This is a genomic window from Chryseobacterium sp. GW821-FHT04C04, assembly GCF_059420365.1.
The window spans coordinates 730,447-751,336 of the sequence record NZ_JBWKTO010000002.1; the positions used below are offsets into that span (position 1 = coordinate 730,447).

Genomic DNA, 20,890 nt, shown 5'->3' on the forward strand with positions numbered 1-20,890 from the left:
GAAGTTTTAATTCTTTAACGAACGAAAAAAAATTAAAGTCTTTTATAAAACCTATGCTGGCTAAACTTTCCGAAGAAGCCTTCAATGGTAAAGACTGGGTTTTTGAAATAAAATGGGACGGTTATAGGGCTATCGCCGACTTAAGTCATGATACTCCTCTCTTCTATTCCCGGAATGGAATTTCCTTTTTATCAAAATTCGAAAAAATAGCACTAGAATTCGAAAAACAACAACATCACATGATTCTGGATGGTGAAGTTGTAGCATATGACGAACAAGGGAAACCAAATTTCCAGTTTTTGCAACAAATTGGGGATCATCCGGACGCCGCGCTTGTGTATCATGTTTTTGACCTTTTATGGCTGAATGGCCATTCTACCGAAAATCTTCCCCTTATTCAGCGAAAGGAACTTTTGAAAGAGGCTCTGACAGAAACTGATCGTATTAAATATTGTGATCATATTCCGGAAAAGGGTATTGATTTTTTTTCACAGATGAAAAAAATGCAATTGGAAGGCATGATTGCAAAACGGGCAGAAAGCCTATATATAGAAAATCACAGAACCAGTGACTGGCTTAAAATCAAATTTTCCAATACGGAAGAGGTTATTATCTGTGGTTTCACAGAACCCAGAGGTTCACGAAAAAGTTTCGGTGCTCTGATATTAGGAAAATATTTGAATGGAAAGCTTACTTACTGCGGACATACGGGAACAGGTTTCAATAATGCTTCTTTAAAAGAGCTCTACCAGAAACTTCAGAAAATGGCTGTAAAATCACCTCCATTTGAAATTATTCCAAAGACCAATATGCCGGTAACATGGACGAAGCCTGAGCTGATCTGTGAAATAAAATATTCTGAAATTACACGGGATGGAATCTTCAGACATCCTGTTTTTATAGGGTTACGAGAAGACAAAGACCTTAAAGAGATCAAAGATTCATCCTTCACCGAAAAATCTAAAGAAATGAAAACGAAAGCATCATCAAAAAAAACTGAAGTTTCTGAGACAGAAAAAGAGATCACTTTGGACAAACATATGGTAAAACTGACGAATCAGGATAAAATTTATTTCCCCAAAGACAGTATTACTAAAGGAGATGTCATTGATTATTATCAATCAGTAGCTGCTTATATTCTGCCTCATTTAAAAAACCGTCCGCTTTCCCTCAACCGCTTTCCGAATGGAATTGAAGAACAGAGCTTTTATCAGAAAGATGCTGGAGATCATATTCCGGACTGGATAAAAACCACACAGGTCTATTCTGAATCCAATGATAAATACATCGATTATATGTATTGCAATGATAAAGCAACTCTAGCCTACCTGAATAATTTAGGCTGTATAGACCTCAACCCCTGGAACAGTTCTTTACCAGATCTTGAGCATCCTGATTATTTGGTTTTAGATCTTGATCCATCTACCAAGAATACATTCGATGAGGTAATTGAAACAGCACTTCAAGTGAATGAGGTTTTAAAAACAATTAAAGTAAAAGGATATTGCAAAACTTCCGGAAGTACAGGAATTCATATTTATATTCCCATGGGAGCTCATTATGATTTTGATCAGGTAAAAGATTTTGCCCATATTCTTATGAAACTGGTCAATGACAAACTTCCTAAGATCACTACTTTAGAACGAAGCCTTCAAAAAAGAGATCATAAAAAAATCTATCTCGATTATCTTCAAAACAGAATAGGACAAACCCTTGCAAGTGCCTACAGCTTAAGACCTAAACAAGGTGCTTCAGTTTCTATGCCGTTGGATTGGAATGAATTAAAACCCGGATTGAAACCTACTGATTTTAATATTAATAATGCTCTGGAAAGGATCAAAGAGAAAGGAGATTTGTTCAAACCAGTTTTGGGTAAGGGAATTGACATGATGAAGGCTCTGGAACTGCTGCAAAATATTGATTAAAAAAACTCCAACATCATTGTAAATGTAGGAGTTTCTTAAAAAAATTAAATATAACTATTGATTATAAACATGAATATCCCGTTGTGGAAAAGGAATTCCAACCCCTGCTTTATCAAGAGCTTCTTTACAATCTATGATTAGTTCCTCGTTCATCGCCCAAAAGTTTTCAGTAGAAGCACTTACTCTTATTGATAAATTGACAGCACTATCCCCAAGCTCAGTAACCATTACCTGTGGCGCTGGTGTTGTAAGAGCATATTGATTGCTTCTTATGACGTTCATCAAAATTTCCTTGGTCTGCTTAAGGTCAGCATCATAGGCAACCCCGATATCCAATGATGTTCTACGGGTTCCTAATTGGGTAAAATTGGTAATACTGTTGTTTGAAACCACCCCATTTGGAATAACGATCAAATGGTTTTGCGGGGTAACCAGTTTTGTATGAAAAATGTCTATGGCCTGTACTGTTCCTGAAACTCCGCTATTAGTAGAAATAAAGTCGCCTATCTTAAAAGGTTTCAGCAATAAAATAAGGATTCCCCCTGCGAAATTCGTCAGTGATCCCTGCAATGCAAGACCTATAGCCAAACCAGCGGCACCAATCATTGCAACAAATGCAGAAGTCTGTACTCCTAGCTGAGTAACCACCACAATAAAGAGAAGAATATTAAGCCCCCAGTTGATAATATTTAAAAGAAAATGCTGTAAAGAGGCTTCCATATTACGTTTTCTGAAACCTTTCGCAACTAGTTTCTTGATCATTCGTATCATCCATGATCCGATAAGATAAATCAGTAATGCAGAAATAACCGCCGTAAAAATTCTCGGTGCCCATGAAATTGCTGAAGAGATTAAAGTGTCCCAGTGCTGTTGAATTTTATTCAATTCTAAATCGTTCATTTTATACTGTGTTTACTATTTATATCGATGAGATATTGATTTCTGTTGGATTAAAAAAATGAAATTGACTACTATCTGTCTAAAATAAAATTGACCTTACACTTCAAAAGTGAAAGCAAATGATATTATAGATTAAAATAGATTAACAGCAGAACAGATTGTTTCAGCTTCTCAATAATCATTCAGAAATTGAATCTTACAGAAAGAAATAATTTTCAGGTCATAGAATTACAAAAACGATACCGAAGTTCTATTATTCCGGAATTAATATTTTATCAATTAATTATATATTTTTGATAACAATCTTTTTATAAGGAAATGATGGAAAAATCTATTCAATTTGAAATTATTTTTAATGAAAACAGAGAAAGAGAGAGCCAAAAATTTTTCTTTCAATACAGATGGAAGAAACACTTTCTTCAATTAAAAATATTAGGTGCTTGTACCCTATTCTTTTTATTAATTGGCTTTTTGCCTATAAAATTTTTTGATAAAAGTATCATTCCCTACACATTCAAATTCCTTGGATTTTTGTGTTTCGGATACATTTTCTTCTTGAGTGTACTTTATTTTAAATCAAAAAAACAGACCTACCAATTGATTGAAAAACGCATCAGTGAATTGAAACAACAGAATGAAAAAAGAAGCTTTATTATTCTTAATGAAGAATCTATAGTCATTCAGAAACCGACCAATATAACAGGTTCTACTTGGGATAAAATAAATTATAAAATTGTCGGCGACTATCTTATTCTGAACCTCCTGCAAAACAAAATCAATATCATCTTTACATCATCTGCTTTTGAAGGATCTGATTATTATACTTTCAGAGATTTTGTTCAAAAACATTCTAAACAACGGGATTAAGGCAATTTTGCCACCAACCCTTCGGGCAGTAATTTCAAAATAATATAAATTATCTTCCATTTAAAATTCGGAACAATGGTAAAAGAATTTCCTGCGTTGACAATAAATTTCGCCACATAATCAGGCTCCATGATCAAGGATTCATTCAGTTCCAATCCTTCATTGATCTTTGTTCTGATATAGCCTATCACTAAGGCATTCACAATTATTTTCCGGGAAGCAATCTCCTGTCTTAATCCAGCTAAGAACTGAGTAAACGCAGACTTTGTACTTCCGTACACAAAATTACTTTTTCTTCCTCTGACTCCGGACAAGGAAGAAAGACCAATAATCCTTTCCAGGTTTGTATTGCTTTTATCCATTGCAATAATGCTCAGGATAGATACTCCACCCATATAATTGACCTCCATCATCTGTTTTGCCCCTTTGAAATCAGTCAAAGCTTTTTGATTATCTACTAAAAATCCTGCAGCATACACTACAATATGAGGTTTTACGGGTAGATCAGCATAGAATGTAGGATGGGAATCAAAATCTGCAGCATCAAAAGATAAAACAGATACTCTTGAACGGTCCAGATTATTTGAATTAATAAAGTCTTCCAAAGCAGTTGTATTTCTGGAAGCTGCGATCACTGAAAATCCCTTTTCAAGATATTGCCTGATACATTGTTTTGCTACATCAGAATTGGCCCCCAGAATAAGAACTGTTTTGTTGGTGTTTTGACTCATATGACAAAGATAATTTTTTTATTAAACACTACTCTCACTAATTGTTTTCACAAATGGGCATAAAGGTTCCCAGCATATTATTAATTATTGAGAAAAGAAATATGATTTATGAGACTCTTAACTCTTTTTTTGAACTAAGTTTGCTGACTTCCGCACTGTATTCAGGATAATAATTTCACTACTGAAAAATAGTAACCAGCTCTATAATTATAGATCAAAATATTATCAATAAAAAAGCTGCGGCGGGTGAACTTCGTTCACCCGCCGCAGCTAAATATCTTCAGACTGAATTATTTTTTTTCTTCAGTTACTGTTTCTTTTTTGTCATCTGCTTTATCAGCAGATTTCGCTTTATCTCCAAAACGGGATTCTGTCATTTCTCTTGAAATCGCCGCTTTTTCGAATTTCAGTTTCCCGGATAATGTTTCGATAACAAAACCGTCATCCTGAACCTGAGCAATTCTTCCGTGAAGACCTGATGTAAGGACTACTCTGGTTCCTACTTTAAGGTTTTCCTGAAAACTTTTCTCCTGCTTCTGTTTTCTCATCTGAGGTCTGATCATCAGGAAATAAAATCCGACGAACATCACCCCCATCATGATCGGCATCATCAGTGAAGATCCACCTTGTGCCTGTAAAAATAATGTCAACATATAGTAATTATTATGGTTGAATGTTCGCTGTGAACGTTAATCTGATTGGAGATTTTTCTACGTTTGCAAAAACATCTGCATATTTCTGAACGTTTCCGTCAAAGCTTGAAGAATCAAAGTGCAATGTAACTTTTCCTTTTTTACCCGGCATAATCGGTTCTTTTGTGAAATCAGGAGCTGTACATCCGCATCCCGGCTTAACTTCAGAAATAATTAAAGGGTTTTTCCCAGTATTGGTAACTTCATATATGTGCTCTACTTTGTCTCCTTTTTTGATTTTTCCAAAATCGAAGCTGTTTTCAGATAAAGCAACAGAAGTAGACGGTTCGTTCGAAACCGGAGCAGCTGCTTCACTTGTCGCAGGTGTTGCTGCAGAATCAGTGATTACTGGAGCCGCAACAGCCGCAGAATCAGTAGTTGCAGTATCAGTACTTTGAGTTTCCTTGTTTTCTTTTTTACATGAAACTAACCCAAAGCCTATAATAGACAAGGCGATAATTGATAACGTCTTTTTCATTTTATATTCTATTTTGATCTTTACAATATTTATCTAAAATACCATTGATGAAGATATTGGAACGGTCTGTAGCAAATACTTTTGCAATTTCAATATATTCATTAATAATAACTCTTGAAGGGGTGAAGGCAAAATTATCAAGTTCTGAAATAGATGTGGATAAAATTACTTTATCCATTAAAGAAACTCTTTCAATATCCCAGTTCTCAAGTCTTTCTTCCAATTTCTTTTCATTGGTTTCCCAGTTGTTCAGGGTATCTCTCAACAATTTTGCAGCGAATGTTTTATCCTCTTCATCTTTAATCATTTTGATTAAAGTTCTGCTTTCTTCATCTTCTCTTAGGAAACCGATTGTTTTCTGTACCATTGAGTTGGCAATGTGAATATCATCGTACCATGAAAGTTCCTTATCTCCTAAATAATCATGAAAATCCTCATTCTCAGCAATATATCTTAAAAATAATTTACCGATAAATTTCTGATCTTCTTCAAAAGAGTATCCATCTTCTTTCATGAAATCCTGATAACGTTTTCCGGCAGTAATTCTCTGGAAAGTTTTTACCAATAAATCATCATGCATATCCCATTTCAACTGTTTATGCTGACCTGTAAAAAATAATCTTTCAGGGTTTTCTTCCAGTTTAAGCAATACCTGGTTATTGATGAATTTTTGGTTAGGATTAATATCAGCATCAGTTTTAAGATATTTATTCTTACCAATTTCGATCTGATGTTCTGCCAATTCTTTCAGAGCTACCAAAAAATTGAGCTGATAGATGTATAGATAATAGATTTTTTCTATCCCGGCAAACATGTTTTTCTCTAAAACATCAAATTTTACAGGATTTTGGTAGTATGAATACACTGACTGTACTACTTTTTCACGGATTTGTCGTCTTCCTAACATTCAAAGAGCTTTTTTATGGGTGCAAAGATACAAAATTTAAAATTGACGAATTCGTAGTGTGATGACATTTTTGTAATTTTGTCAAACTATATGAAAGCGTTAAAAACCTTAAACCCTTATTTTTGGAAACACAAAATACTACTTTTTTGGGGGGTACTATTTATCATTGCCAGTAATTTCTTCAATATATATAAGGTCCAGTTTGTAGGAAAATCGGTGGATGAGCTTACAAAAAGTGGAAACATTGGCTTCAATAACCAAGTTTTGATCTATGTAGGAATTATTGTAGGATGTTCTCTTCTGACCGGATTTTTCACCTTTATGATGAGGCAAACCATCATTGTTGCCTCGAGAAGGATAGAATATGAACTTAAAAATAGAATCTACAGACATTATCAGGATTTATCTTTAACGGATTACAAACAGACTACCATCGGAGATTTAATGAACAGATTGAGTGAGGATGTTGTTGCAGTAAGAATGTATCTTGGTCCTGGTGTCATGTATGTGGCCAACCTGATTGTTCTTGTGGTGATTACGGCGATTTATATGGTAAAAACAGATGCATCCATGACGTTATGGACTTTGCTGCCTCTTCCGATTTTATCTTTTGCTATTTATAAAGTGAGTTCAATCATTAACAAAAAGTCGAAGATCATGCAAAAAAGCCAGTCTGCGATCTCAACTTTTGTTCAGGATAGTTTTTCAGGAATCCGTGTGGTAAAGTTTTTCGCCAGAGAGAAATATATTGGGAAAAACTACGGGATCAAAGTCACCGACTATCAGAATAAAGCATTAGATCTGGCAAAAACTGAAGCTTATTTCTTCACCATTATTCTCTTTGTAATCGGGTTATTGAATGTTGCTGTAATTTTGATTGGGGGTTCCAAATATATTGCCGGTGAATTAAGCATCGGTAAAATTGCAGATTTTTTCATGTATATCAACACCCTGATTTTCCCATTCTCTATGGTAGGATGGGTAACATCTGTGAACCAGAGAGCCGAAGCATCCATGCAAAGGATCAATGAATTCATGGATAAAAAATCTGAGATCGTTAATACTAATTTTGAAAACTATCCTATAAAAGGAGATATAGAATTTAGAAATGTTTCCTACGTATATCCCAATACCGGAATCAAAGCGTTGGATAATTTAAGTTTTAAAGTTAAAGCTGGAGAATCTTTAGCAATTATGGGTAAAACCGGAAGCGGAAAATCAACGATTGCACTGCTTTTATGCAGATTGATAGATCCCAGTGAAGGAGAGATTTTGATTGACGGTAAAAACCTGAAAGATCATAATCTGGAAAACTACAGAAACTTTATCGGATATATACCTCAGGAGAGCTATTTATTCTCTGATTCTATCGAACATAACATTGGTTTTGCCATTGATAATCCGTCTCATGAGAAAGTATTAGAGTATGCCAATATTGCCGATGTTCACAAAAATATTGTAGAGTTTAAAGATCAATATAAAACACTTGTAGGTGAACGGGGGGTGATGCTTTCAGGGGGACAGAAACAAAGAATTTGTATTGCAAGAGCCTTAATTAAAGACCCAAATATCATTATTTTTGATGATTCTCTATCTGCTTTAGACACTGAAACAGAGCAAAATATTCTTGAAAATATTGATAAAAAAATCAGTAATGCTACCTCCATAATCATCACACACAGAGAGTCTAGCGCTCAAAAAGCTGATCAAATCATCAACCTAACTGAAATTGCCAATTCTGTAACTGCTTAGCCATTTCGTTCTCAATTGTTAAATAAATCATAAAAAAAATTTTGTGATTAAAAGAATTCTTTTATATTTGTTCTTAACAAGATTAAAAAATATCTAACAATGAGTGAATACAAGGAACGCCATGAAAATGAGATTTTCACGAAGGTGTTAAAAGCAGGGAGAAGAACTTATTTCTTTGATGTGCGCGAGACGAAAGCAGGAGATTATTATCTTACAATCACTGAGAGTAAGAAGAATTTCGGAGAGAATGGGGAAGCTACATTCGAGAAGCATAAAATTTACCTTTATAAGGAAGATTTTAAGAGTTTTCAGGAGATGTTTAATGAGTCCACAGATTTCATCATTAATGAAAAAGGTGAGGATGTAATTTCAGAAAAACACGACAAAGACTTCAAAAGCAAATCATTCACAATTGATTCTGACGACGAAGTTTAAAAAAGAATATCTAAAAACACAAGCATCTGAAAAAGATGCTTTTTTTATGCCTTACAATCAAAATATTTCAAATAACTAATCCAAAATTTCTCCCATTTGGATCAGCTGCATTTCTCATTAGCTTTTAAAGTTTAAGCTAAAGCCGTTGATTATTTGAACATAAAAAAACGGGCTAAAGCCCGTTCCTATTGATATTATAATAAATCAATTATATTATAAAGTTTTTATTATTGATTTTCTCGTTTTACAGAGACTATTTCTTTTAAATCCGCCTTATTGAAGGATTCTGTTTTCAGGAAACTGAATAACACGTCTGGTATCTCATTTTTACAAGGATCAGCATTTCTGTTATTCATGTTAATTACATTGTTTGTAACATTCGCAGCAGAAAACATAACAATACCGCCGTCTTTTCTAAGAGTAGCCAGTTCTTCATTCTTGGTGCTTGGATCAAAATTTCCGAAGCACATTACATTACCTTCAGTTTGTTTAATAGGAAACTTCTCAAAAGTACCCCCCGATAAAGTATTTCCATTTAATTTAAACAATCTATAATTTCCGTCAAAGTTTCTATGAGCAATAATTTCAGCTTTACCATCTGCATCAATATCTCCAACTGCCAATCCTTTCCAGTCTGAAGCAGCCCCCCAATTGGTAAATTCGGTAATTTTTGTGAGAACACCACTATCACTTACACGATAAACATGGATACCATTGTATATAGCATTATTATCATCTGCATCAACAAGCAATACTAATTCATCCTTACCATCATGATCAAGATCACCAGATGCTACAGCTTTGATTTTAGAACTTGCAGGCAGATTAAGCGTATTTACATACACTGATTGCATATCTGTGTCAACAAATTTATTCACTCTAACCTCTTTATTAAAATTTCTTACGGTAATAACATCATCTTTTCCTCCGCTGATAAAATTTCCGGCAACAACACCAACCCATTCTGATTGAGCCCCCCATCCTGTATACTTCGTATGCTCAACAATGTTTCCGTTTTCAATTTTCAAAACATAAATACCATTTTCATTTGCATCTGCATGATCATTCAAAGCTATGATTTCGCTCTTATTATCTCCGAAAAAATTACCTGCTGCCAATCCTTTCCAGTTATTATTTAAACCACCATATACTTTATTGCTGGTGACCGTTTGAAAACCTCTATCGTGCGGTTCCAAAGTCTGTATCAAACCATCAAAATTTCTTATGACAACAAATTCTTCTTTGCTATCCCCATTAAAATCACCACTTGCAACTCCCCTCCAATCAGAATCTTCTCCATACTCATGATCTGTATTAACAGGTACAACTAAATTTTCAAAATTTGATAAAAGAGCCCATGTGATAGAAGAATCAAATACCGTTATATTACTGTAATAATTTTTGGCAGCCTGTAAATCTGAAACTATTTGATATAGTGTTTTATCATCGTATTGAGATAAGTAGAGCCATAAATAAGCTGTATAAGTACCATATCTAATAGCCACAGTAGGATCAGAGGTATTAGTATCATACTTGATATTCCAATTCTCACCATTATAATTAACCCCATTTTTTATATGTAAAGGAGAGATATAAATATCTTTTGTCAACGTTTTAGTATAGGCGTCTATAGCAGCATTGTTATAAACAGGACTTCCATTGATTGAAATACCATACTTATTACATTCATACGGAAACGCTGCTGTCAAATCAGCATGGGAAATATCTTCGCGTAAGTCATCGTGTTTCCAATACGTCCAGACATTAGATCCTAAACTGGAATTAAGTTGTGTATTTGATTTTATAAAATTTGCTATTTGATTAATCTGGATAAGGTAATTATTCTCATGTGTTGCCCTATACATCTGCACTAGCACTCTTCCAACAGAACTTTGCATATTAAATGGTAGAATTACTCCTGCATAATTTACCGGTGGATTATCATTTCGCTCTTTATAATAACCTATAATATTATTAGGATTAGAATTAGGCTCGGTGTGCCATTGATCATTATGATAGACAAGTGTTTCTTTTATCTTCTGTATAAGATCATCTGCAATAGCATTAAATGTTTTATCAAAATAGCGACCTGGTGAAGTATATTTTATATTTTTAATACTATCATCATCTTTAACTATTGCTGCAAACTTAGCCATAGGATATAATATATTAGCACTATGCACCAGATGAGGATAGGTTGCTCCCGAATCCATTTTTGGTATATTATAATGATTATTCGACCAAGCAGGACCTATACTATCTCTATAATCAGAAATTTGACTTAAACCCGGTATCTGACCTCTAAGATCATCCCTTCTGTCAATAGTGTTACCTATACATTCTATTAAGGTTTTGGCATATTTAGGCTCTTTTGTCTTTTCATACATCAAAACCAATGCTTCCATATGAGCGGGCACCGCCCAGGCAAACTCAAGTTGGTTCGAACTGGTTGAATTGCCATCCCACAAGTCGAGTCCCCTGGTATCGAACAAACGTTTATAATAGGACTGGGGATTCGATTGAGAATAAGATTTTACTGCAAATAATAAAATAATAATTGTAAAAAGGTTTTTCATATTAATTAGTTTTTTGAGATCAATTAAATAGAATTATTTCTCATCGTTGAGTTAATTAAGTAAAATTTTCCCACATAATGCGTCAAATATATTTCAAAACTGATATATTTTCAATTATTAATTTTGAAAACGAACAGGATTTAGGAAACTGAACAATTCACTTGGCAGTTCATTTTCACAAGGATCTGAGCTCTTATTATTTGGATTAGGATTAGAGTTGCTTTTGATAACTTTTGCTGCAGAAAACATTACAATACCTCCATCTTTTCTAAGCGTAACCAGTTCATCATTCTGAGAGCTAGAATCGAAATTTCCGAAACACATTACATTGTCTTGTGTTTGCAAAACCGGAAAACTTTCAATTCCTATATCATCTAAAAATTTAATTCCGTTTAATTCTTTCAGTTTAAAAATTTTATAATTTCCATCAAAATTTCTATGGGCAATAATCTCATCCCCTGCAATACCGTCAAGATTTCCAACAGCCAGCCCCTTCCAATCTGAAGCTGAACCAAATCCTATAGACCTATCAATCAGTGTCATTACTCCATTATCATCAATACTATAAACATATACACCATTTTGCATATAATCATCAGCATCAATCAGTAATACAATTTCATCTTTACCAATATTATCAAGATTACCGGCTGCAACCGCTTTAATTTTAGAATTTGCAGGCAGATTGAGCTGATTAAAATACACCAATTCAGGATTAGTACCATTAAATTTATATACTCTTACTTCCTTGTTGTAATTTCTGACAGCAATAAAATCAGTTTTTCCTCCACTGATAAAATTTCCAGCAGTTATTCCTACCCAATCTGATTGTGCACCAAAACCTGTAAATTTTGATTGCTCAATGATTTGGTTATTTTCAATTTTAAAAATATAAAAACCATTATCATTAAAATCAGCATGATTACTCAATGCAATAATCTCGCTTTTATTATCTCCAAAAAAATCACCTGCAGCCAATCCTTTCCAATTATAAGGTCCGGTATTAACCCTACTGTTTGTAACAGGCTGGAAACCCTTACCATAAGGCTCCATAGTCCCCATCATTCCATCAAAATTTCTAATCATTACAAACTCATCATCGCTATCTCCATCAAAATTACCCTTTGCAACGCCTCTCCAATCAGAATCTTCACCCCACAAATGATAAGTATTCACAGGTACAATAAAGTTTTCATAATTTGCTAAAAGTGCCAATGTCAAAGATGACCCTTCTACATCTATATGATCATAATAATTTTTTGCAGCCTGTAAGTCTGCAATTGTCTGATATATTTTTTTATCATATTCCGAGGATAGATATAGCCACATGTAGGAAACATATGCATCATAATTGGTATTATTACCTGGAGGAAGATCATTTATAGTATGATATTTAATATTCCATTTTAAACCGTTATAATTCACTGCATCATGTATAGATAGAGGTTTCTGATAAATATCTTTTGTAAAACTATTAACATATCTCTTCATATCTAAGGATGTATAAAGAGAATCATTGTTGTTCTTTTTTATATTATACTTAAAGCATTCATATGGAAAACTTACAGTCAAACCTGCATGGGATATATCATCACGTAAGTCGAAAAGATTCCAGTATTTCCAAGTATATGACCCTAGATTGTTATTAACGGAAGTATTCAATTTTAAGAAATTAGCAACTTTATTAAGTTTTTTAAGATAGCTCTGGTCATCTGTCGCCCTGTACATTTGTACCAAAACCCTTCCCATAGAGCTTTGCATATTAAACGGTAAAATTTCACCCTTATACTTTAATGGAGGGTTGCTATTAACATTAATAGAATCTCTTTCTTTATAATACCCTATACTATCATTAGAATTAGGATATGGCTCCTCATGCCATTGATCTTTATGATACTTAAGCGTTTCTTTTACCTTTTGTTTAAGATCATCAGCAATATTTTTAAAAGTCATACCATTATAACGTCCACCTGATTGATACAATATATTTTGAACAGTAGTATCATTTTTAACCATAGCTGCGAACTTAGCCATTGGGTAGGTTATATTAGCACTGTGAGCTAAATGACCATAAGGTTTTCCATCATTTGCAATCAAATTATAACGATTTGTTGACCATACAGGACCAATACTATCTCTATAATCAGAAATATTGCTTAAACCTAAACTTGGTGTCTGTTCTCTAAGATCATCTCTCCTATCAATCACATTCCCTATGCATCTTATTAAGTTTTTAGCATATTTTACATCATGTGTTTTTTCATACATTAATAGTAATGCTTCCATATGTGCAGGCACTCCCCAAGAAAACTCAGCCTGATCAGGACTGTCTGAATTACCTAATGATGTATCATAATGCTTCTCATCAAAAATATTTTTATAATAGGATTGGGAATAGGATTTTAAGACAAATAATAAAACGAAAATTGTGAAGAGTTTTTTCATGTTGATAGTTTTGATTTTTAAAATAATTTAATAAAAATTATTCTCATGATTCTGGGTAAACAAATATAAAAGTTTCAGGAATGAATCCATAAATTTATTTTAAAGGATTAAAGAATATCATTTTTATGCGTTGACCTGACATTATAAACATGATATGTGAAAAAAAAATGAGAAAAAAGTATAAAAAGAAATCCCCAGCTGTTACTGAGATTGGTACAAAATAAAAAAGTACACTTTTAAAAAGTGTACTTTCTTTGGGTGAATGAGGGGTCTCGAACCCCCGACCTTCGGAACCACAATCCGACGCTCTAACCAACTGAGCTACAATCACCGTTTTGTGAGTGCAAATATAGGACATTTTCCTCAACTACCAAACAATTCCATCAAAATTTTTCAAAGAAATTAACTTTTCAGACGTAAATCCCTCAGCGTAAGTAACTCCCGATAATCGGCCTAAATCCTGTGCTCGGTATGTCAAACTCTCATAAAAGTCTTTTGTGGTAATCGGAGTCTCTGGTTCCTTAGAAGCCGGGTCATAAAACTGAGTTTTATAAGCCATACAAGCTTCCAATTTTGTGTTAAGATATTCCGAGATATCAATTACAAACTCCGGCTTGATATCTTTCCATTGAATATAATGAAAAACATGCTTTGGTCTCCATACTTCCTGAGCTTCTCCTTCATCAGAAGTCTCAATTTTTCTCAATCCGGATAAAAAGCACGCATCCGACACTAATTTCGCGCCTTTTGCATGGTCCGGATGTCTATCGTCAATTGCATTCGCTAAGACGATTTCCGGCCTGTATTTGCGGATCATTTTTACGATCCTCATTTGATACTCTTCGGAATTGACAAGAAAGCCATCTTTCATTCCAAGATTTTCTCTTGCAGACAGTCCTAAAATTTTAGCAGCATCTGAAGCTTCAGCTTTTCTTGTTTCATCTGTACCTCTTGTTCCGAGTTCTCCTCTTGTAAGATCTACAACAACACATTTTTTCCCCTCAGCAACCATTTTAGCAATAGTTCCGCCACATCCCAGCTCTACATCATCAGGATGTGCACCAAAAGCAAGTATATCAATTTTCATACATTCAAAGATAGGATTTAAAATAAAAACTTCCCAAACATAATGGATGGGAAGTTTTAATATCTATAATTTAAATTTTAAATTACTTATTGATCTCTGCGTTTAATTTTACAGCGTCCTGGTAAGTAGGATCTAACTGTAAAGATTTAGCTACATAATCTTTCGCTTTTGCAGCATCAGAATCTTTGTTCATATAAGCTACTGCGAAATAAGCATAAGCAAGAGTTTGCTTGTTTGCTTCCTGGTCAGCAGGTTTTACTGTACTGATGAATTTTTCATAAGCCAATTTTGCAGCATCATTGTTTCCTGCCTGTTGGTAAGAATATCCCTGGCTGTAATAAGCCGGAGCCCAATCAGGAAGAAGAGCGGACATTTTTTGCCATGTAAGGATGGCTCCATTCCAGTTTTTAACATCCTGATAAGCTGTAGCTAACTTAAATAAAGCGTCAGAATCCTGAGCGTTAGCGGCAACCTGCTTTTTCAATGCTTCAATAGCTGGGTTAGTAGGTCCTTTATCAACATCTGCCTGAGAAGCACCTCCACCACCTGCGATATTCGCAAGTTCAAGATCCCATTTCATTGTTTCATCTTTCGCAGCTTTTGCAATAGCAACTTTCTGCTGAGATTCTGTCATCAAAGCTGTCTTTTTAGCAGCATCTTTCTCATCTTTTGCTAAACCTGCAGCAATAAGCCCCTGTAGACCTTGGTCAGCAGGCTGTATTCTTGTTTTTTCAGCTTGAGAAGCAAACGTATCCATATTTTGCTTAGCATCTGCATAGTTTTTATCTGCATATGCCTGGTAAGCTCTTAATTTGAACTTAATAGGGTCTTCGATTTTATCAAAGATCTTATCTAAAACAGTTTTAGAGTTTGCATAGTCTTCATTTGTGAAGTATAATTTTGCAATTTCTAATTGAGTATACGGATCTTCATCAGCGTATTTTGTATAGTTGATAAGGTCTTGAGTTGCTTTTGCATTCTGTTGGTATCTGATATCATAACCCGCTAATGCTTTATATGCAGGAGCATACGTTGCATCTACACCAATAGCTTTATCAATGTTTTGCTTAGCTTGCTGCCATTGTTGTGCTGCCATCCATAAAGTTGCCATTCTTGTATAAACGGAAGCTTTATTTTTAGCAGTAGGTAATGCTTTATCATAAGCAGACATAGCCTCTCCCGGCATTCTTTTTAGTCTGTAAGCATCTCCTAATGTATAATAATAATGTGCAGGAACACCTTTTTTCTCAGCTTTTTCAATTGCTTTAGTTAAGAACTGGATAGCAAGATCGGGTGAACTGTTCTTTTCAAATAAAGTTAAAGCTTCTGCTGCTCTGAACAGAACTTCAGCATCTTTTTCTCTGGAATCAGTTACTACTTTCTGAATTTCAGCTACAGCGCTTTTATCACCTTTACCTAATTTAACAGCAGCTAAACCGATTTTGTTTAGATAGCTTTTTGCATCAGCAGCTAATCCTTTGTTGAAACTTTCAGTTGCTTTAGCATAGTCTGGCTCTCCTTGTCTTAAGAAAGTATTTCCTAAATAGAAGTAGTTTTCAGCTGTAGGCTCTTTAGCGATCATTTCAGTGAAGTTTGTTTTTGCCTGTGCAAATTTATCACTGTCTATACTGTTAATACCATCCTGCAGTGTTTGTGCAGAGGCAAAACCGGTAAAAAATACTACGGCTGCTCCAAAAGCAATCTTCTTTACATTCATATTCATTATATCTTTCATTTTATATTTTCTAATAATTGAGTTATATTCTACACAATTTTCAGACCAAAACATTTTTTTAATAGGAATAAATTGTGAATTTAATAATTTTATCGCATCTGTACCTCTCTTTTATAGATGTTATACGGCTGTAATCCCTCTTTCTGAACAATTTTTTGCCCTAAGTGAGTACATGAAAATCTTATAAACCCGTTGGCTATATTAAAGTTACCTTCATTAATAAGGAAATAAAGTACTCTTGTAAATGGATATTTCATTGAACGAAGTCCTTCAAAATCGGCATTATATGATTTTCCTTTTTCTACTACAGGAAGAACTTTTACCATTTCTCTTAATTTTTCTGAAGTTTTATCATAAGGACGGCTAAAAGTATTAAGGCCTACAACCCCTATTTTATTGGGATATTTCCCCAGCTCCTCTATGATCTTCTGATTTCCCGGAATAATGGAAAATTGCAGATCTTTTGGTTGCTTTTTAAATTTTTCAGCAACAAAATTCAGATTACTTGAGTTGGTTCCGTCAAAGATAAATTCTTTTTTATCAGACATCAATCCATTCTCAATTTCCTCCATTGAAATACTTTCTTTCGGAGAATCTTTAGGAACAACAAAAACGACCGCATCCGCAGCAAATTTAGCAGGAAGGAACTTCAAATCTGTTCTTTCTTCGTATGTTTTTATTTCATCAGGATTAAGATTTCTGGACATCACGATCACTTTAGCATTACCTTTAAGAAGATCAAGAAGTCCTAAATCTTCTTTTTTAGTTTCTACTTTGATATGGGTTTCAGGATAATTAATCATATAGCCGCCGGCTAATGCTTCTGTGACGCTTTGAAAGGATTCGTCAGTAAAAATTGTAAGATCACCTTTGTGATATGAAGGAGCGTTTTTCTCCTTTTTGCAGCCTGCAAGCATCATGCTTAAAACAAAAATTACGGCAAGCTTGAAACTATTCTTCATTTCTCGATTTTTTAATTCTTGAGATCGCCCTGTAAATCCTGAAAATACCATAAATAACCAATACCACTCCCAGTGCGTAGGCAATAGCAGGTTCTAAAATAGTAAAGAAGAATTTATAGATAATCACTACAATTCCTAAAACGATATAAAACAATCCCGTAACCAGGGATAACCAATTGAACATCATGTAACAAAAATACCAAAAAAAATAAAAAGAGAAGCATATGCTTCTCTTTTTATTTATATTTTGAATAAATTAAATCTTATTCAAAGTTCATAGTAAATGGTACGCTATAGTAAGATCTAACGCTTTCTCCATTTCTTTTAGCTGGAGTCCACTTTTTAAGTTTCTTAACTACACGAACAGCTTCACTGTTGAAGTCGCCATTTGGAGATTTCTCTTCAATAGTAACCGCAGAAACAGTTCCATCTTTTTCTACAACGAACTTAAGCTTAGCTTTAAGTGTACCTTCACCTCCTTCCATTAAAGAAGTATCGAAGTTATCTCCTAAGAACTTTCTTAATGCCCCCATACCTCCAGGATATTCTGCAGACTGGTCAACATCTTTATAGATCTCGTTAGGGTTATTCGCTTTCACTTCTACAGTACTAGCTTTAGTACCTGTAGATGGTGGTGGTGGCGGTGGTGTATAAGCCGGAGCTTTTACCCCCTCCTGATTATTCAAACCAGTAGTAGTTTCCAACTGCTTTGAAATCGGTGGTGGTGGAGTTTCAATTTTCGGAGCTTTTACAGGCTCAGGAACTACGTTCTGAATCACCTCGATTTTCTCTTCTTCTTTTGGAGGAGGTGGTGGAGGTGGTTCTTCTTCTTTAGGCTGCTCGATAATCGGATCTTCTTCGATAATATCTACTAGATCTGCCTTTACTTCTTGCTTAGGCGGAGCTGTAAGATTTTTAATCGTAAGATAGATGAACGGAGACAAAGCTGCCAAAAGGAATAATGCTGTTCCGATGATAAAAGACTTTGTTAAAAGTCTCGGATACTGATGTCTAAGATCATAGGCACCATATTCCTTGTTTCTATTTTCAAATACAATCTCATCTAAAGTAAGATTCTGACCGTATACATTTTCATCTGCCATAGATTAGATATAACAATTTTATGGTTAAATTACTTTGTAGCAGCCGGTGCAGCAGCACCTCCTACTTTTTTCTCATAAATAGCTTTTTCCCAAGGTTTGATATCAGTAACACCGTACTGCTCACTTTTGGTAATTGCCATTTCGTCAAGAATATCAACAAAGTTCTTATATATAGCATCGTCAGTTGGCTTAATGATCACCGTAAATTTCGTTTGATCTGCAGCTCTAGATTTTGCCTGCTGAATTACTTTTCTAATTCCTTCTCTGTCAAGAGTAGTTTCCATAAGAGTTTGGTCATTCAAGGAAGTAGCATCCTGCTGGTGCCAAAAAACTCTATTGTTTTTTCCTAATAAGATAGAAATTGAGTTAGAAAGTTTAATTTCTGTTGGAGGTGGTTTTTGTTTATCATCTTTCGGTTTAGCCGGAAGACCCAAATCCATAACATTCGGTTTACTGAATGTAGTTGTGAACATAAAGAAGGTAATCAATAGAAAACCCAAGTCCACCATCGGAGTCATATCGACTCTGGTGTTTTGCTTCTTGGAACGGACCTTGCCGCCCTTGCCGCCTTTTTCTTGTACTTGTACTTCTGCCATTTCTATCGATATTATTCGTTAGGTTTACCTTCTTGTGATGTAATCAACCAAAATTTAAGAAAATCAATATCTCTTAAACCCTCAAATAGACTTTTAACTTTAGGGTACTGAGTCGTAACGTCACCTTTAATGGCTAACTTGTAGTCAGGGTTAACGCTTAAACTTTCTTTTACCCAGTCAATTAACTGCTTATTTGTACTGTCCATAGGAATTCCTGAAGGACTCTTATAATTTTTCTGCTCATCTGCAGGCAAATCCAAATAACCTTTAAGCTGGTTCATTGGAACTCCAATTGCCTGAACTTTCTGGAAAGCCGCTTTTTGGTTGTTGTCAAAAGTAATACCATACTTCTGTCCCATTTTATCCAAAAGAGCAATTCTTTCTGATGCATTTTCTACTGGTTGGAAATAGAATTTTCCGTCCGGAGTAGCATTGATAGTCATTAAACTAGCATCAGGAAGTAATTTTTCCGAAATTGAAGATGGCGGTTTGATCTGCTCCACGTCAGGTTTTTTAAACTGAGTGGTCAAGATAAAGAACGTAAGAAGTAGGAACGCAACGTCACACATTGCGGTCATGTCCGTCACTACTCCATGTCTTTTTGGTTTGACTCTCGCCATTATTATAAAATATTTTTGATTAAACTTCTTTTAATTGCTAATGCAAATACCTTGCTAATTCTTAGTTGAATTCAGCAAAAGATTGTTGGATACTCATAGAGATCTCGTCGATCTTGTAAGTTAATCCATCAATTTTAGATGTAAAGAAGTTATAAAGGATAATAGCGATTGCTGAAGTACCAATACCTAATGCCGTGTTGATCAAGGCTTCAGAGATACCTGTAGATAGAGCAGCAGCATCTGGAGTACCACCTCCTGAACCTAATGCAAAGAACGCCTTGATCATCCCGATTACTGTTCCAAGTAGTGCAATTAATGTTGCAACTGTACCTAGAGTAGAAAGGATCATCATATTTTTCTCAAGCATTGGCATCTCAAGAGTTGTAGCTTCTTCGATAGCTTTGTTAAGCGCTACCATTTTCTGCTCTTTATTTAATGTATTATCGTGAGAAAGCGCTTTGTAAGTAGTAAGACCTTCTTTTACTACGTTACCTACAGAACCTTGTTGTCTGTCGCACTCTTCGATAGCTTCGTCAATTTTGTTTTGGTTTAGTAAGCTTCTTACTTGTACAACGAAGTTGTCTAAGTTTCCTTTTCCAGCTGCCTGACCAAGAACGAAATATCTTTCAAAAGAGAAAACAATTACTGTAATCATGAAAGTAATCAAGATTGGTACAATAACCCCTCCTTTGTAGATAATACCTAAAAACGATTCTGGATGAATGTCTTTTCCTTCAACACTTGAAAAAGCTACAGAACCACTTCCAAGTTTATCTGCATCTTTAAAGTTCCCTGGGCTCCCCAGAACAAATAAGTAAATACAAACTCCTATAACGAATAAAATAGGAATAATAATAGCTGGATTTAAACCTCCTGCTTTTCTAGCAACTACTTGCTCATCATTTTTTGAAACATTCATTTCCATATTTAACTAAATTATATTGTTTTAAAATTTTACAGGGTGTAAATTAAAGGCAAAATTAATTAAAATGCAAGAGTCTTAATTAAACATTTTGCTTTTTTTTGATAAAGAAATTTTAATACGATTTCGATATAATAATTATTTTAAATTATTTTAT

General features: G+C 34.4%; 19 protein-coding genes and 1 tRNA gene. 4 read left to right on the plus strand and 16 right to left on the minus strand.

The features are described from left to right. Window positions 1-53: 53 nt before the first annotated feature. The gene (gene ligD, locus AC07UM_RS09455) at window positions 54-1,925 is read left to right on the plus strand and encodes a DNA ligase D (RefSeq protein ID WP_494682215.1); all 1,872 of its coding nucleotides are present in this window, start codon (window positions 54-56) and stop codon (window positions 1,923-1,925) included. Window positions 1,926-1,979: 54 nt separating this feature from the next. On the opposite strand, the gene AC07UM_RS09460 is transcribed toward ligD, so the two are convergent. Further along, the gene (locus AC07UM_RS09460) at window positions 1,980-2,825 is read right to left on the minus strand and encodes a mechanosensitive ion channel family protein (protein ID WP_494682216.1); all 846 of its coding nucleotides are present in this window, start codon (window positions 2,823-2,825) and stop codon (window positions 1,980-1,982) included. Between the two features lie 555 nt (window positions 2,826-3,380). Here AC07UM_RS09460 and AC07UM_RS09465 point away from each other — a divergent pair. Beyond that, window positions 3,381-3,692 (plus strand): hypothetical protein, encoded by a 312-nt coding sequence (locus AC07UM_RS09465; protein ID WP_494682217.1) that lies wholly within the window; start codon window positions 3,381-3,383, stop codon window positions 3,690-3,692. On the opposite strand, the gene AC07UM_RS09470 is transcribed toward AC07UM_RS09465, so the two are convergent. The 4 genes from AC07UM_RS09470 to AC07UM_RS09485 all read right to left on the minus strand — a co-directional run bounded on the left by AC07UM_RS09470 (window position 3,689) and on the right by AC07UM_RS09485 (window position 6,500). Next, a complete protein-coding gene (locus tag AC07UM_RS09470; RefSeq protein WP_494682218.1) occupies window positions 3,689-4,423 on the minus strand; it encodes an SDR family NAD(P)-dependent oxidoreductase in 735 nt (244 codons plus the stop codon). The two genes, AC07UM_RS09465 and AC07UM_RS09470, sit on opposite strands and share 4 nt — an antisense overlap. Window positions 4,424-4,713: 290 nt before the next feature. Beyond that, window positions 4,714-5,076: a preprotein translocase subunit YajC gene (gene yajC / locus AC07UM_RS09475; RefSeq protein ID WP_494682219.1), complete on the minus strand. Its 363-nt coding sequence runs from the start codon at window positions 5,074-5,076 to the stop codon at window positions 4,714-4,716. Between the two features lie 10 nt (window positions 5,077-5,086). Continuing rightward, window positions 5,087-5,593 carry a DUF1573 domain-containing protein gene (locus AC07UM_RS09480; protein WP_494682220.1) on the minus strand — a complete coding sequence of 169 codons (507 nt, stop codon included), beginning with the start codon at window positions 5,591-5,593 and terminating at the stop codon, window positions 5,087-5,089. Between the two features lies 1 nt (window position 5,594). Further along, entirely contained in the window at window positions 5,595-6,500 is a 906-nt protein-coding gene (locus AC07UM_RS09485) for a transcription antitermination protein NusB (RefSeq protein ID WP_103232154.1), read from the minus strand. A 90-nt stretch (window positions 6,501-6,590) separates the two neighbouring features. Here AC07UM_RS09485 and AC07UM_RS09490 point away from each other — a divergent pair, with 90 nt between their 5' ends. Together AC07UM_RS09490 and AC07UM_RS09495 are read left to right on the plus strand one after the other, a co-directional pair. After that, entirely contained in the window at window positions 6,591-8,252 is a 1,662-nt protein-coding gene (locus AC07UM_RS09490; RefSeq protein ID WP_494682221.1) for an ABC transporter ATP-binding protein, read from the plus strand. Between the two features lie 99 nt (window positions 8,253-8,351). Continuing rightward, window positions 8,352-8,687, plus strand: coding sequence for a DUF3276 family protein (locus AC07UM_RS09495; protein ID WP_034701927.1), 336 nt, complete (start codon window positions 8,352-8,354; stop codon window positions 8,685-8,687). A 227-nt stretch (window positions 8,688-8,914) separates the two neighbouring features. On the opposite strand, the gene AC07UM_RS09500 is transcribed toward AC07UM_RS09495, so the two are convergent. The 11 genes from AC07UM_RS09500 to AC07UM_RS09550 form a co-directional block, all read right to left on the minus strand. Next, the gene (locus tag AC07UM_RS09500) at window positions 8,915-11,263 is read right to left on the minus strand and encodes an FG-GAP repeat domain-containing protein (protein ID WP_494682222.1); all 2,349 of its coding nucleotides are present in this window, start codon (window positions 11,261-11,263) and stop codon (window positions 8,915-8,917) included. 117 nt (window positions 11,264-11,380) lie between these two features. Beyond that, window positions 11,381-13,708, minus strand: a complete 2,328-nt coding sequence (locus tag AC07UM_RS09505) for a hypothetical protein (protein ID WP_494682223.1) — start codon at window positions 13,706-13,708, stop codon at window positions 11,381-11,383. 256 nt (window positions 13,709-13,964) lie between these two features. Beyond that, a tRNA-His gene (locus tag AC07UM_RS09510) sits at window positions 13,965-14,040 on the minus strand. A gap of 35 nt (window positions 14,041-14,075) precedes the next feature. After that, window positions 14,076-14,795, minus strand: coding sequence for a bacillithiol biosynthesis deacetylase BshB1 (bshB1, locus tag AC07UM_RS09515; protein ID WP_494682224.1), 720 nt, complete (start codon window positions 14,793-14,795; stop codon window positions 14,076-14,078). An 82-nt stretch (window positions 14,796-14,877) separates the two neighbouring features. After that, a complete protein-coding gene (locus AC07UM_RS09520; protein WP_494682225.1) occupies window positions 14,878-16,530 on the minus strand; it encodes a tetratricopeptide repeat protein in 1,653 nt (550 codons plus the stop codon). 89 nt (window positions 16,531-16,619) lie between these two features. Then, complete coding sequence (locus AC07UM_RS09525; protein ID WP_494682226.1) at window positions 16,620-17,492, minus strand: PstS family phosphate ABC transporter substrate-binding protein; 873 nt, start codon at window positions 17,490-17,492, stop codon at window positions 16,620-16,622. Then, a complete protein-coding gene (locus tag AC07UM_RS09530; protein WP_494682227.1) occupies window positions 17,482-17,679 on the minus strand; it encodes a DUF308 domain-containing protein in 198 nt (65 codons plus the stop codon). The genes AC07UM_RS09525 and AC07UM_RS09530 overlap by 11 nt, the downstream gene beginning before the upstream one ends. 76 nt (window positions 17,680-17,755) lie before the next feature. After that, a complete protein-coding gene (locus tag AC07UM_RS09535; protein WP_494682228.1) occupies window positions 17,756-18,595 on the minus strand; it encodes an energy transducer TonB in 840 nt (279 codons plus the stop codon). A 29-nt stretch (window positions 18,596-18,624) separates the two neighbouring features. Further along, window positions 18,625-19,191 (minus strand): ExbD/TolR family protein, encoded by a 567-nt coding sequence (locus AC07UM_RS09540; protein ID WP_494682229.1) that lies wholly within the window; start codon window positions 19,189-19,191, stop codon window positions 18,625-18,627. 11 nt (window positions 19,192-19,202) lie between these two features. After that, window positions 19,203-19,811, minus strand: coding sequence for an ExbD/TolR family protein (locus AC07UM_RS09545; protein WP_184557793.1), 609 nt, complete (start codon window positions 19,809-19,811; stop codon window positions 19,203-19,205). 61 nt (window positions 19,812-19,872) lie between these two features. After that, on the minus strand, window positions 19,873-20,736 hold the full coding sequence (locus AC07UM_RS09550) for a MotA/TolQ/ExbB proton channel family protein (protein ID WP_236852811.1): 864 nt from the start codon (window positions 20,734-20,736) through the stop codon (window positions 19,873-19,875). Window positions 20,737-20,890: the final 154 nt, after the last annotated feature.